General features: G+C 70.8%; 10 protein-coding genes. 8 read left to right on the forward strand and 2 right to left on the reverse strand.

All coding sequences use genetic code 11. The features are described from left to right. Window positions 1-241 precede the first annotated feature (241 nt). From ACFWN1_RS02005 to ACFWN1_RS02015, 3 genes are all read left to right on the forward strand, one after another. Window positions 242-1,603 (forward strand): glutamine synthetase family protein, encoded by a 1,362-nt coding sequence (locus ACFWN1_RS02005; protein WP_030807800.1) that lies wholly within the window; start codon window positions 242-244, stop codon window positions 1,601-1,603. A gap of 113 nt (window positions 1,604-1,716) precedes the next feature. Beyond that, window positions 1,717-1,980 (forward strand): hypothetical protein, encoded by a 264-nt coding sequence (locus tag ACFWN1_RS02010; RefSeq protein ID WP_384357149.1) that lies wholly within the window; start codon window positions 1,717-1,719, stop codon window positions 1,978-1,980. A gap of 41 nt (window positions 1,981-2,021) precedes the next feature. After that, window positions 2,022-5,015 (forward strand): bifunctional [glutamine synthetase] adenylyltransferase/[glutamine synthetase]-adenylyl-L-tyrosine phosphorylase, encoded by a 2,994-nt coding sequence (locus ACFWN1_RS02015; RefSeq protein WP_384357151.1) that lies wholly within the window; start codon window positions 2,022-2,024, stop codon window positions 5,013-5,015. On the opposite strand, the gene ACFWN1_RS02020 is transcribed toward ACFWN1_RS02015, so the two are convergent. Together ACFWN1_RS02020 and ACFWN1_RS02025 are read right to left on the reverse strand one after the other, a co-directional pair. After that, window positions 5,003-5,863, reverse strand: coding sequence for a phosphatase PAP2 family protein (locus ACFWN1_RS02020; protein ID WP_384357153.1), 861 nt, complete (start codon window positions 5,861-5,863; stop codon window positions 5,003-5,005). The genes ACFWN1_RS02015 and ACFWN1_RS02020 overlap by 13 nt on opposite strands. A 98-nt stretch (window positions 5,864-5,961) precedes the next feature. Continuing rightward, window positions 5,962-6,996: a LacI family DNA-binding transcriptional regulator gene (locus ACFWN1_RS02025; RefSeq protein WP_384357155.1), complete on the reverse strand. Its 1,035-nt coding sequence runs from the start codon at window positions 6,994-6,996 to the stop codon at window positions 5,962-5,964. 459 nt (window positions 6,997-7,455) lie between these two features. Here ACFWN1_RS02025 and ACFWN1_RS02030 point away from each other — a divergent pair, with 459 nt between their 5' ends. The 5 genes from ACFWN1_RS02030 to ACFWN1_RS02050 all read left to right on the forward strand — a co-directional run bounded on the left by ACFWN1_RS02030 (window position 7,456) and on the right by ACFWN1_RS02050 (window position 14,108). Then, window positions 7,456-8,739 (forward strand): extracellular solute-binding protein, encoded by a 1,284-nt coding sequence (locus ACFWN1_RS02030; protein ID WP_384357157.1) that lies wholly within the window; start codon window positions 7,456-7,458, stop codon window positions 8,737-8,739. A 102-nt stretch (window positions 8,740-8,841) separates the two neighbouring features. Further along, entirely contained in the window at window positions 8,842-9,846 is a 1,005-nt protein-coding gene (locus ACFWN1_RS02035; protein ID WP_384357159.1) for a carbohydrate ABC transporter permease, read from the forward strand. A 19-nt stretch (window positions 9,847-9,865) separates the two neighbouring features. After that, the gene (locus ACFWN1_RS02040; RefSeq protein WP_384357161.1) at window positions 9,866-10,786 is read left to right on the forward strand and encodes a sugar ABC transporter permease; all 921 of its coding nucleotides are present in this window, start codon (window positions 9,866-9,868) and stop codon (window positions 10,784-10,786) included. 57 nt (window positions 10,787-10,843) lie between these two features. Further along, window positions 10,844-12,577, forward strand: coding sequence for a glycoside hydrolase family 13 protein (locus ACFWN1_RS02045; protein WP_384357163.1), 1,734 nt, complete (start codon window positions 10,844-10,846; stop codon window positions 12,575-12,577). A gap of 154 nt (window positions 12,578-12,731) precedes the next feature. Then, entirely contained in the window at window positions 12,732-14,108 is a 1,377-nt protein-coding gene (locus ACFWN1_RS02050) for an alpha-amylase family protein (RefSeq protein WP_384357165.1), read from the forward strand. The last annotated feature ends 66 nt before the right edge of the window (window positions 14,109-14,174 follow it).

A 14,174-nucleotide genomic window follows, 5' to 3' on the forward strand; every position in this document is an offset into this window, starting at 1 on the left:
AATACGCGGCCCACCGGCCGGCCACCCCCGTCTCCCGGCCATGACGGACGGGCCGGTGAACGTGCAAGATGGGCGGGAGGGCCGTAGGACCCCGCAGGCGGAACGTTCAGTCGGGGGACGTCCGGCCGATCAAGGTCCGCAACGCGCGCGAAACGCCGATGTGGTGGGATGCTCAGGTGCCGACCGCCTCCCGTCACCTCATGGACAGGCGGCCTGACCAGCAAGGATGGGGAAGCGGAAGATGGACAAGCAGCAGGAGTTCGTGCTCCGGACCTTGGAGGAGCGCGACATCCGGTTCGTACGCCTGTGGTTCACGGACGTGCTGGGCTTCCTCAAGTCCGTCGCCGTGGCCCCCGCTGAGCTTGAGCAGGCGTTCGACGAGGGCATCGGCTTCGACGGCTCGGCCATCGAGGGCTTCGCCCGCGTCTACGAGTCCGACATGATCGCCAAGCCGGACCCCTCGACCTTCCAGGTCCTGCCCTGGCGCGCGGAGGCCCCCGGCACGGCCCGGATGTTCTGCGACATCCTGATGCCGGACGGCTCCCCGTCCTTCGCCGACCCGCGCTACGTCCTCAAGCGGGCGCTGGCCCGCACCTCCGACCTGGGTTTCACCTTCTACACCCACCCGGAGATCGAGTTCTTCCTGCTGAAGAACAAGCCGACCGACGGCAGCCGTCCGACCCCGGCCGACAACTCCGGCTACTTCGACCACACCCCGCAGAACGTCGGCATGGACTTCCGCCGCCAGGCGATCACCATGCTCGAGTCGATGGGCATCTCGGTGGAGTTCTCCCACCACGAAGGCGGCCCCGGCCAGCAGGAGATCGACCTGCGCTACGCGGACGCGCTCTCCACGGCGGACAACATCATGACGTTCCGCCTGGTCATGAAGCAGGTCGCGCTGGAGCAGGGGGTCCAGGCGACCTTCATGCCGAAGCCGTTCTCCGAGTTCCCCGGCTCGGGCATGCACACCCACCTGTCCCTCTTCGAGGGCGACCGGAACGCGTTCTACGAGTCCGGCTCGGAGTACCAGCTCTCCAAGGTGGGCCGCTCCTTCATCGCGGGCCTGCTGCGGCACGCGGCGGAGATCTCGGCGGTCACCAACCAGTGGGTGAACTCGTACAAGCGCATCTGGGGCGGCTCCGAGCGCACCGCGGGCGCCGGCGGCGAGGCCCCCTCCTACATCTGCTGGGGCCACAACAACCGCTCGGCCCTGGTCCGGGTCCCGATGTACAAGCCCGGCAAGACCGGCTCGGCCCGGGTGGAGGTCCGCTCCCTGGACTCGGGAGCCAACCCCTACCTGGCCTACGCGGTCCTCCTGGCCGCCGGCCTGAAGGGCATCGAGGAGGGCTACGAACTCCCGCCCGGCGCCGAGGACGACGTCTGGGCCCTCTCGGACGCGGAACGCCGGGCGATGGGCATCGAACCCCTCCCCCAGAACCTGGGCGAGGCCCTCACCCTCATGGAACGCAGCGACCTGGTGGCCGAAACCCTGGGCGAACACGTCTTCGACTTCTTCCTCCGCAACAAGCGCCAGGAATGGGAGGAGTACCGCTCCGAGGTGACGGCCTTCGAACTCCGCAAGAACTTGCCGGTGCTGTAGAGGCACTTCGGAGCACCTCCGTGCGTGCCGGACGCCCCCAGCCAGTGGCCGAAGGGGCGACCTGCTCAGGCGTCCGGCACGGCTTGGGCCGTCCATGGGCCGTGGCGCGTCGGATGGGAGCGGCGGACTCGATCCTGCGCAGCCTCACCAGCAGGGTGAGCGAGATGCGCCTGGTCCTGGCGAACCCCACCCCGGAAACCCTGGACGCCGCACTGACCGTAGGAGCCCGCTACCAGCCACTGGACCTGGACCTGGCGGACGCGATGAACGCGGCCCTGGCAGCCGAGTACACGAGTCGCCGGACCGAGGACGGACACCCCCCGGCGCGGCCCGCCCACGACGCAGCCGGGGCGCTGTCACGACGGTGGCACGGCTAGGCTCTGGCCAGGACCGTCCTGATCCCGAGGGGAGGCCGCGGATGACGCCGGGGCGCAGCAGCAGCACCTTCACGAGACTGCTCCGGCACGGCTTCACGGACCCCTCCGGAGCGGAACGCCTGCTGGACGGCCCCGAGCTGACCCCGGTGAAGGCGGACCCCGTACTCCTGGAGGCCCTGGGCGGCACAGCGGACCCGGACCTCGCGCTGCGCGGTCTGGTGAGGCTGCTGGAGTCCCAGCCCGCCGCCAAGGACCGCCGCGAACTCCTGGACACCCTCATCGCGGCCAAGCCGCTCCGCGACCGCCTCCTGGGCGTACTGGGCGCATCGGCGGCCCTGGCGGACCACCTGGCCCGCCACCCCCACGACTGGCAGGAACTGGTCACCTACGAACCGAGGGACCTGCACCCCGGGGTCACGGAGTTCGAACGCGGCCTCGCGGAGGCCACGGACCCGGTGTCCCTGCGGGTCGCGTACCGCCGCTGCCTGCTCTCCATCGCGGCGAGGGACGTCTGCGGCACCACGGACGTCACCCAGACCGCCGCAGAACTCGCGGACCTGGCAACGGCGACCCTCCGCGCAGCCCTGGCCATGGCCCAAGCCGATGCCCCCGAGGACGCACAGGCCTGCCGCCTGGCGGTGATCGCCATGGGCAAGTGCGGCGGCCACGAGCTGAACTACGTCTCCGACGTGGACGTGATCTTCGTGGCGGAGCCGACCCAGGGCACGGACGAGACGAAAGCCCTGAGGGCGGCCACGAAGCTCGCCTCCCACATGATGCGCATCTGCTCGGAGACCACGATCGAGGGCTCGATCTGGCCGGTGGACGCGAACCTCCGCCCGGAGGGCCGCAACGGCCCGCTGGTCCGCACGCTGAGCAGCCACGTCGCGTACTACCACCGGTGGGCCAAGACATGGGAGTTCCAGGCACTCCTGAAGGCCCGCCCGGTGGCGGGGGACGAGGAACTGGGCCAGGCGTACCTGGACGCCCTGACCCCCATGGTCTGGCAGGCGGCGGACCGGGAGAACTTCGTCCCCGACGTGCAGAAGATGCGCCGCCGCGTGGTGGAGAACATCCCCCCGGCGGAGATCGACAGAGAACTGAAACTGGGCCCCGGCGGCCTGCGGGACGTGGAGTTCGCGGTCCAGCTGCTCCAGCTGGTGCACGGCCGCACGGACCAAACGCTCCGCAGCGGCACCACCCTGAACGCCCTGCGGGCACTGGCGGCCGGCGGCTACGTGGGCCGGGAGGACGCCTCCCGCCTCGACGAAGCGTACCGCTTCCTCCGCGAGCTGGAACACCGCATCCAGCTGTTCCAGCTCCGCCGCACCCACCTGGTCCCCGAGGCGGAGGAGGACCTCCGCCGCCTCGGCAGGTCCCTGGGCCTGCGCACGGACCCGGTGGCGGGGCTGCGCCGCGAGTGGAGGCGCCACACCGGAGTGGTCCGCCGCCTGCACGAGAAGATCTTCTACCGCCCCCTCCTGGACGCGGTGGCTCAGCTGGCCCCCGGCGAGGCAAGGCTCAGCGCGGTGGCGGCACGGCAACGACTGGTCGCCCTCGGCTACGCGGACCCCGCGGCGGCCCTCCGCCACCTGGAGGCGCTGGCCTCCGGCGTGACCCGGAAAGCGGCGATCCAGCGCACCCTGCTCCCCGTCCTCCTCGGCTGGTTCGCGGACTCGGCCGACCCGGACGCGGGCCTGCTGAACTTCCGCAAGGTCTCCGACGCCCTCGGCAGGACCCCCTGGTACCTCCGCCTCCTGCGCGACGAGGGCGCGGCGGCGGAGAACCTGGCACGGGTCCTCTCGGCGGGCCGCCTCGCCCCGGACCTCCTCCTGCGCGCCCCCGAAGCCGTGGCCCTGCTCGGCGACGGCGACGCGGGCGGCCTGGAACCACGCGGCAGGGCCCAGCTGGAACAGGAGATCACCGCGGCGGTGAACCGCGCGGAGAACGCCGCACAGGGCGTGACAGCCGCCCGAGGGGTCAGGCGCCGCGAACTCTTCCGCACGGCAGCCGCGGACATCGTCGGCTCCTACGGCACCGAGACGACCCCCGCCGAGCCCGACGAGGGCGTCCTCCTGGACCGCACGGGCGGCGCGATCTCCGACCTCACCGCCGCCACCCTCGCCGGAACCCTGCGGGCGGTGGTCCGCGAGGGCTGGGGCGACACCCTCCCGACCAGGTTCGCGATCATCGGCATGGGCAGGTTCGGCGGCCACGAACTGGGCTACGGCTCGGACGCGGACGTGCTGTTCGTGCACGAACCGCGCGCGGGCGTGGACGAGCACGAGGCCGCGAAGGCCGCCGGCAAGGTGGTGGCCGAGATGCGCCGCCTGCTCCAGCTCCCCAGCGCCGACCCGCCGCTGCTGATCGACGCCGACCTGCGCCCGGAGGGCAAGTCCGGCCCGCTGGTCCGCACCCTGAAGTCGTACGAGGCGTACTACCGCAGGTGGTCGCTGGGCTGGGAGTCGCAGGCGCTGCTGCGTGCCGAGCCGGTCGCGGGGGACGAGGAGCTGGGCCGCCGCTTCATGGCGCTCATCGACCCGCTGCGCTACCCCGCACACGGCCTGGACGAGGACGCGGTGCGCGAGATCCGCCGGCTGAAGGCCCGGATGGAGTCGGAGCGGCTGCCGCGCGGCGCCGACCCCAAGCTGCACACCAAGCTGGGTCCGGGCGGCCTGTCGGACGTGGAGTGGACGGTGCAGCTGCTCCAGCTCCGGCACGCCTGGGAGGTGCCGGGCCTGCGCACCCCGAGGACGCGCGGGGCGCTGGCCGCGGCCCGCGAGGCCGGCCTGATCGGCGCGGAGGACGCGGCGGTGCTGGACGAGGCGTGGGTGCTGGCCGGCCGGGTCCGCAACGCGGTGATGCTCGTGCGCGGCAGGGCGGGGGACACCTTCCCGACCGAGCCCCGCGAACTGGCGGCGGTGGGCCGGTACCTGGGCTACGGCGAGGGCCGGGCTGGCGACATGCTGGACGCGTACCGCCGCACGGCCCGCAAGGCACGCGCGGTGGTGGACGAACTCTTCTACGCGGGCTGACCCGCCCCGGAACCCGGCACGGCTCGGGCCCCCGGCGCCTGCGGCCACCGCCCGTACCAGAGCCGGGCCACCCCCATCCCGAACCCGAGGCACACCGTCCCGCCCACCGCGTCCAGCCAGAAGTGGTTGGCGGTGGAGACGATGACCAGCAGGGTCAGCGCCGGGTAGGCCAGCCCCAGCACCCGCACCCACGGCACCGAGGCCAGCGCGAACACGGTCAGCCCGCACCACAGCGACCACCCGATGTGCATGGACGGCATCGCGGCGTACTGGTTGGACATGTGCTTGAGGTCGCCGGAGGCCATGGACCCCCAGGTCTGGTGCACCATCACGGTGTCGATGAAGTGGCCGCCGCGCATCAGCCGGGGCGGGGCGAGCGGGAAGAGCCAGTACCCGGCGAGAGCGACGCCCGTGGTCGCGAACAGCACCAGCCTGACGGGGGCGTAGCGGTCCGCGTGCCGGTGGTAGAGCCACACCAGCACACCGAGGGTGATCACGAAGTGGAGCGTGGCGTAGTAGTAGTCCATGCCGATGATCAGCCAGCCCACCGAGTCGGCGGCGTGGTTGACGGACGCCTCGACGGCGATGCCGAGTCGGCGCTCCAGCCACCAGAGCGCGTCGGCGTTGCGCAGCGCCTCGGGCCTCTGCTCCGGGACGGCGTTGCGGATGAGCGAGTACGTCCAGTAACTCGCGGCGATCAGCAGGATCTCGAACCACAGCGGAGGCCGCCGGGAGCCGCGCAGCCGGCCGAGCAGGTGCCGCACGCCGACGCGCTCGCCCATGACGGTCCGCGAAACGGCCACCTCCACGCGGCGGCCTTCCGGGCCTGTCACGGTCGAGTCACTCATAGCTACCAAGTCTGCCAGACAAGGGATGCTCGACAGATCATCCCAAGCCCGGTGCCCTCACGCATGTTCTGCGCGAAAACCCCTGGCAGCGGCGGGGCTCAGCCCCGCGTGCGGTCACCCGGCGCGGACGCCGTCGACCCGCGCACGACCAGCTCCGGCATGAACACGAACTCGCTGTGCGGGGCGGGCGTGCCGCCGATCTCCTCCAGCAGGGTGCGCACCGCGGCCTGCCCCATCGCCGGGACCGGCTTGCGGACGGTGGTCAGCGGCGGGTCGGTGAACGCGATCAGCGGGGAGTCGTCGAAGCCGACCACCGACACATCGCGCGGCACGTCGAGACCGAGCTGCCGGGCCGCCCGTATCGCGCCGAGCGCCATCATGTCGCTGGCGCACACTATGGCCGTGCAGTCCCGCCCGATCAGCGCGGCGGCCGCCGCCTGGCCGCCCTCCAGGGTGTACAGCGAGTGCTGCACCAGCTTCTCCGCGACCATGTCGGCGCCCAGCCCCAGCTGGTCCTGCATCGCGCGCACGAAGCCCTCGATCTTGCGCTGCACCGGCACGAACCGCTTCGGCCCGAGTGCGAGACCGATGCGGGTGTGGCCCAGCGACACGAGGTGGGTGACCGCCAGTGTGGTCGCCGCACGGTCGTCGGGGGAGATGAACGGCGCCTGCACCTTCGGCGAGAACCCGTCCACCAGCACGAACGGCACGCCCTGCGCGCGCAGTCGCTCGTAGCGCTGTGTGTCGGCGGTGGTGTCGGCGTGCAGCCCGGAGACGTAGATGATCCCGGCCACCCCCCGGTCCACCAGCATCTCGGTCAGCTCGTCCTCGGTGGAGCCGCCCGGGGTCTGGGTGGCCAGCACCGGGGTGTAGCCCTGCCCGGTCAGCGCCTGGCCGATGACCTGGGCCAGCGCCGGGAAGATCGGGTTCTCCAGCTCGGGGATGATCAGCCCGACCAGCCCCTCGCTGCGCTGGCGCAGCCGCACCGGGCGCTCGTAGCCGAGCACGTCCAGCGCGGCCAGTACTGACTGGCGGGTGGTGGCAGCGACGCCCGGCTTCCCGTTGAGGACCCGGCTGACGGTCGCTTCGCTCACCCCCGCCTGTGCGGCGATGTCCGCAAGCCGTGTAGTCACGCCTGTGGACTGTACCGGCCGCACCGCGCCCGGCGCACCGGCGGGACGCCGTGCGCGGGCGGCCGAACGGCCCGCCGTGGATTGCCGCGTCATCGCGCTCCTCGCCCCTCATGGGTATGTCGTCGCTCATGCCCGCCGGACGGTCCGCCCGGCGCACGGCCGCAAAGGGATGATCCTGGCGGCGGCCCCCCGCGGCAAGAGCTTGCAGAGTCTTGCACAAGTGTCCGTCAACCCGCCGACCGGCGGTAGACCGCGATTTCGACAAGGTCTGGCGCAGGTCACGACACGGTGACCCGGCTGTCGTCTTGCACTTTTTTGCAGCAAGGCCTTTCGCCGCGCTTACAACGCTGTTACGTTCCGAGTCGCCCGGCCGCGGCAATGGCGCAGTCGGCACGACGCGGGTGGCGGCAGACGGGGCCGCCCCCGCAATCTCGGGCTTTTCACCCTCAAGGAGAACTCATGCGGCGTGGCATAGCGGCCTCCGCGCTCGTGGCGTCCCTCGCCCTCACGGCGACGGCGTGCGGCGGGAGCGACGACAGCGACAGCAAGGGCGGCGAGTCGGGGGGGCCGGTGACCCTCACCTGGTGGGACACCTCCAACGCCACCAATGAGGCGCCGACGTACAAGGCCCTGGTCGAGCAGTTCCAGGCCGCCCACAAGAACATCAAGGTCAAGTACGTCAACGTGCCCTTCGACCAGGCGCAGAACAAGTTCGACACCGCCGCCGGCTCCAAGGGCGCCCCGGACATCCTGCGCTCCGAGGTCGGCTGGACGCCGGCCTTCGCCAAGAAGGGCTTCTTCCTGCCGCTGGACGGCACCGAGGCACTCGCCGAGCAGGACGAGTTCCAGCCCAACCTGATCAAGCAGGCCCAGTACGAGGGCAAGACCTACGGCGTGCCGCTGGTCACCGACACCCTCGCGCTCGTCTACAACAAGGCGCTGTTCAAGCAGGCCGGCATCACCGAGGCCCCCAGGACCTGGGACGAGCTGAAGGCCGACGCCGCCAAGGTCAGGGACAAGGCGAAGGTCGACGGCTACTGGGGCTCCTCCCAGGCGTACTACGCCCAGTGCTTCCTCTACGGCGAGGGCACCGACACCGTCGACGCCACGGCCAAGAAGATCACCGTGGCCTCCGCCCCGGCGAAGAAGGCGTACGGCACCTGGCAGAGCACGTTCTCCGGCAAGGGCCTGCACAAGGCCGACACCACCGCGGACGCCTACGCCCACATCCAGGACGCGTTCGTCAACGGCAAGGTCGCCTCGATCATCCAGGGCCCCTGGGAGATCACGAACTTCTACAAGGGCTCGGCCTTCAAGGACAAGTCCAACCTCGGCATCGCCACCGTCCCGGCCGGCTCGGCCGGTAAGGCGGGCGCCCCGACCGGCGGCCACAACCTCTCGGTCTACGCCGGCTCGGACAAGGCCCACCAGGACGCGGCCCTGAAGTTCGTGAGGTTCATGACCTCGGCGGGGTCCCAGGAGACCATCGCGCTGAAGAACTCCACGCTGCCGACCCGCGGCGACGCCTACACCTCCCAGGTCAAGGCCGACCCCGGCATCGCCGGCTACCAGGGCGTGCTCGCCGCCGCCCAGCCCCGACCGGCACTGCCGGAGTACAGCTCCCTGTGGGGTCCGCTGGACACCGAGCTGCCCAAGGTGGCCGGGGGCAAGGAGCCGCTGGACAAGGGCCTTGGCAACGCCGAGCTGGCCATCGCCAAGCTGGTGCCCGACTTCAGCAAGTGAGCCCGTCCGGCCGCCGGGTTCCCCCGCCCCGGGGGAGGGGGGAACCCGGCGGCCACCGGCCTGTGACCAGCCCGTCCCCGAACTCGTAGAAGGTGTCGCACCATGACAGTCGCCATCGACCGCGCGACCGGCGAGCGCCGCGATGAGCGGCCGCCCCGGCCCGGTCCCGGGCAGCGCCTCAGGAACGGCTACCAGAGGTACTGGTACGCCTACGCGATGATCGCGCCCGTGGTCGTCGTGCTCGGTGTCCTCGTGGGCTACCCGCTGGTGCGGGGCGTCTACCTGACCCTCACCGACGCCAACAGCCTCAACTCGGCGCGCACCATCGGCGTCAACCACATCGAGGCCACCTACAAGTTCATCGGGCTCGGCAACTACCAGGACATCCTCTTCGGCCCCACGGCCTACGACCGCTTCTGGTCGCACTTCCTGTGGACCGTGTTCTGGACCGCCGCCTGCGTCACCTTGCACTACGTCATCGGCCTGGGCCTCGCGATGATGCTGGACCAGAAACTGCGCGGCCGCACCGTCTACCGGCTGCTGCTCGTGCTCCCCTGGGCCGTGCCCACCTTCGTCACCGTCTTCTCCTGGCGGATCATGCTGGCCGACTCCGGTGTGCTCAACCAGGTCCTCGGCGCCCTCCACCTGCCCCAGCCGCAGTGGCTGGAGGACACCTTCTGGCAGCGGTTCGCGGCCATCATGGTCAACACCTGGTGCGGCGTGCCGTTCATGATGCTCTCGCTGCTCGGCGGGCTCCAGTCCATCGACCCCACGCTGTACGAGGCGGCCGAGATGGACGGCGCGAGCGCCTGGCAGCGCTTCAGGCACGTCACCCTGCCCGGACTGCGCTCGGTCAGCTCCACCGTCGTCCTGCTCGGCGTGATCTGGACCTTCAACCAGTTCGCCATCATCTTCCTGCTGTTCGGTCCCACCGGCGCCCCGGACGCCCAGATCCTCGTCACCTGGGCCTACTACCTCGGCTTCGGCCAGCAGCCGCGCGACTTCGCCCAGTCCGCCGCGTACGGCGTACTGCTGCTGTCGATCCTGACCGTGTTCACCTCCTTCTACTTCCGCTGGCTGAAGCGCAATGACCAGCTCGCCGTCTGACGCCGCAGGAGCCGCCGCCATGAGCACCACGACACCCCCCGAGACCGCACCGGGACGCCCGCTCACCGCCGAGGCCCCGGCCGCCCCCCGGCCCCGCGCGACCCGCCGGCGCGGTGCGCGCGGCCCGCTCGGCACCGTCCTGCTGCACGGCGGCCTGGCCCTGGCGAGCCTGATCGCGCTTACCCCGGTGGCCTGGCTGTTCTTCCTGTCGCTCGGCCCCGACAAGGACGACTACCTGCACCCCGGCCACATCTTCGGCAAGGCGGGCTTCGCCAACTACGCCTTCGTGCTCCGGCACACCGGCTTCTTCGACTGGTTCAGGTCGACGATGATCGTGGCGCTCGGCACCACCTTCATCGGTGTCTTCGTCGCCGCCACCACCGGCTACGCCGTCTCCCGCATGCGCTTCCCCGGCTACCGGCCGCTGATGTGGGTCCTGCTGCTCACCCAGGCGTTCCCGATCGCCATCCTGATCGTGCCGATGTACGAGATCTTCGGCGAGCTGGGCCTGATCGACACGTACTGGGCGCTGATCCTCATCAACTGCTCCACCGCCGTGCCGTACAGCGCGTGGCTTCTCAAGGGGTACTTCGACACCATCCCCTTCGAGATCGACGAGGCGGGCCGGGTGGACGGGCTCAGCCCGTTCGGCACCTTCTTCCGGCTGATCCTGCCGCTGGCCCGGCCCGGCCTGGCCGTCGCCGCGTTCTACAACTTCATCACGGCGGTCGGCGAGGTCGCCTTCGCCACGACCTTCCTGCTGGACGACTCCAAGTACACCTTCGCGGTCGGCCTGCAGACCTTCGTCAGCGAGCACGACGCGCAGTGGAACTACATGGCGGCCACCGCGGTGCTGATAGCGATACCGGTGTCCGTGTTCTTCTACCTCGTGCAGAAGAACCTCGTCACCGGCCTCACCGCCGGCGGCACCAAGGGCTGACGCCCCGCCGCACCCACGCCCGAAACGAACCGAACCTCGTCACGCACCAAGGACGCCATGAGCCAGCAGCATCTCGCAGCCCCGGCCGACGACACCGCCGTCGCCCCCGCCGCCCAGCACCGCGACTGGTGGCGCGGCGCGGTGATCTACCAGGTCTATCCGCGCAGCTTCGCCGATTCCAACGGCGACGGCATGGGCGACCTGGCCGGCGTGCGGGCCAGACTGCCCCACCTGCGCGACCTCGGCGTGGACGCCGTCTGGCTCAGCCCGTTCTACGCCTCCCCGCAGGCGGACGCCGGCTACGACGTGGCCGACTACCGCGCCGTGGACCCGATGTTCGGCAACCTGCTGGACGCCGACGCGCTGATCCGCGAGGCCCACGGGCTGGGCCTTCGCATCATCGTGGACCTGGTGCCCAACCACTCCTCCGACCAGCACGAGTGGTTCAGGCGGGCGCTCGCCGAGGGCCCCGGCTCGCCGCTGCGCGAGCGGTACCACTTCCGCCCCGGCAAGGGCATCGACGGCGAACTCCCCCCCAACGACTGGGAGTCCATCTTCGGCGGCCCGGCCTGGACCCGGGTCACCGAGCCCGACGGCACGCCGGGGGAGTGGTACCTGCACCTCTTCGCGCCCGAGCAGCCCGACTTCAACTGGAACCACCCGGCCGTGGGCGACGAGTTCCGGTCCATCCTGCGGTTCTGGCTGGACATGGGCGTCGACGGCTTCCGTATCGATGTGGCGCACGGCCTGATCAAGGCCGACGGGCTGCCCGACCTCGGCGCCCACGACCAGCTCAAGCTGCTGGGCAACGACGTGATGCCGTTCTTCGACCAGGAGGGCGTGCACGAGGTCTACCGGCAGTGGCGGACGGTGCTGGACGAGTACGCGGAGAAGGAGGGGCCCGAAGGGCCTTCCGCGGAAGGGCGGAGGCGGGAGACGGGTGGGCGGATCTTCGTCGCCGAGGCGTGGACGCCGACCATCGAGCGGACCGCCAACTACGTCCGGCACGACGAGCTGCACCAGGCGTTCAACTTCCAGTACCTCGGCACCGACTGGGACGCCGGGCAGCTGCGTGAGGTCATCGACCGCACGCTCGCCGCGATGCGCCCGGTCGACGCCCCGGCCACCTGGGTGCTGTCCAACCACGACGTCACCCGGCACGCCACCCGCTTCGCCAACCCGCCCGGCCTCGGCACCCAGATCCGTACCGCCGGTGACCGCGCCCTCGGCCTGCGCCGGGCCCGCGCCGCCACCCTGCTGATGCTGGCCCTGCCCGGCTCCGCCTACCTCTACCAGGGCGAGGAACTGGGCCTTCCCGACGTGGTCGACCTGCCCGACGAGGTGCGCCAGGACCCGGCCTACTTCCGGGGCGCCGGCCAGGACGGCTTCCGGGACGGCTGCCGGGTGCCGATCCCCTGGACCCGCGAGGGCTCCTCGTACGGCTTCGGCGGCGGGGGCAGCTGGCTGCCGCAGCCGGCGGGCTGGGGCGAGCTGAGCGTTCAGGCGCAGACCGGCGTGGCCGGCTCGACGCTGGAGCTGTACCGGGCAGCACTGGCCGCCCGGCGCGAACAGCCTGCGCTCGGTGCGGGCTCCGGCGTCGAGTGGCTGCCCGCTGCCGAGGGCGTACTCGCCTTCCGGCGCGGGGAGTTCACCTGTGTCGCCAACACCACCGGCGCGCCGGTCACCGTCCCGGTGTACGGGCGGGTGCTGCTCGCGAGCGGGGAGATCACCGAGGGTGACGCCGGGACGGAGATCCCGGCCGACACCACGGTCTGGTGGACCACGGCCTGAGGCCCTCCTGAAAGTTCTTGCATCAACTTCCCACGGCCCGCTGCCTTTTCAGGTGGCGGGCCTTTAACATCTGCGTCACCGCAATTTTGCTGAAATGTTCAGCAAGGGCATTCAGTCCCGCGGCGACAGCCTTCAACGACGAAGGAACCCCCACATGGCACGCAGAACCCGCACCGCGGCGCTCGCCCTCGCGGCGGCCGTCTCGATTGGCATGTACCCAACCACTGCGCAGGCGTCCCCGCCCGGCACCAAGGACGTCACCGCCGTCCTCTTCGAGTGGAACTTCGCCTCCGTGGCCCGCGAGTGCACCACCACCCTCGGCCCGGCCGGCTACGGCTACGTCCAGGTCTCGCCGCCCGCCGAGCACATACAGGGCTCCCAGTGGTGGACCTCCTACCAGCCCGTCTCGTACAGGATCGCCGGCCGGCTCGGTGACCGGGCGGCCTTCAAGAGGATGGTCGACACGTGTCACTCGGCCGGCGTGAAGGTGGTCGCCGACTCGGTCATCAACCACATGTCGGCGGGCAGCGGCACCGGCACCGGCGGCTCGTCGTACAGCAAGTACGACTATCCGGGCCTGTACTCCTCGCCCGACTTCGACGACTGCACCGCGCGGATCAGCAACTACCAGGACCGCTACGACGTCCAGCACTGCGAACTGGTGGGCCTGGCCGACCTGGACACCGGCGAGGAGTACGTCCGCGAGACCATCGCCGGGTACCTGAACGACCTGCTCTCGCTGGGCGTCGACGGCTTCCGCATCGACGCGGCCAAGCACATCGACAAGGCCGACCTGGCCGACATCAGGTCCCGGCTGGCCGACCCGTCCGTGTACTGGAAGCAGGAGGTCATCTACGGCGCGGGGGAGGCCGTCCAGCCCGCCGAGTACACGGGCAACGGCGACGTCCAGGAGTTCCGCTACGCCTACGACCTCAAGCGGGTGTTCCAGAGCGAGAACCTCGCCTACCTGAAGAACTACGGTGAGGGCTGGGGGTACCTGAGCGGTTCGGTCGCCGGGGTCTTCGTGGACAACCACGACACCGAGCGCAACGGCAGCACCCTCGACTACAAGGACGGCGCCGACTACACGCTGGCAGGCGTCTTCATGCTGGCGTACCCCTACGGCGCCCCGGACATCAACTCCGGCTACGAGTGGTCCGACGCGGACGCCGGACCGCCCAACGGGGGCAGGGTGAACGCCTGCTGGCAGGACGGCTGGAAGTGCCAGCACGCGTGGCCGGAGATCAGGTCCATGGTCGCCTTCCGCAACGCCACCCGGGGCCAGGCCGTCTCCGACTGGTGGGACAACGGCAACGACGCCATCGCCTTCGGGCGCGGGAACAAGGGGTTCGTGGCCATCAACCACGAGTCCGCGCCCCTGTCCCGCACCTACCGGACCGCACTGGCGGCGGGTACGTACTGCGACGTGCAGAACAACACCACGGTGTCGGTGAACTCCAGCGGCCAGTTCACCGCGACCCTCGGCGCCGACACCGCGCTCGCGCTGTACGCGGGCAAGTCGAGCTGCTGAAGCCGCCCTCGACACGTCTCCCGACGAACCGTCCGTCGTATACGGGCGGTTCGTCCCCCGGTCATC

The sequence above is a fragment of the Streptomyces sp. NPDC058459 genome (assembly GCF_042721685.1).
Taxonomy (GTDB): Bacteria; Actinomycetota; Actinomycetes; order Streptomycetales; family Streptomycetaceae; genus Streptomyces.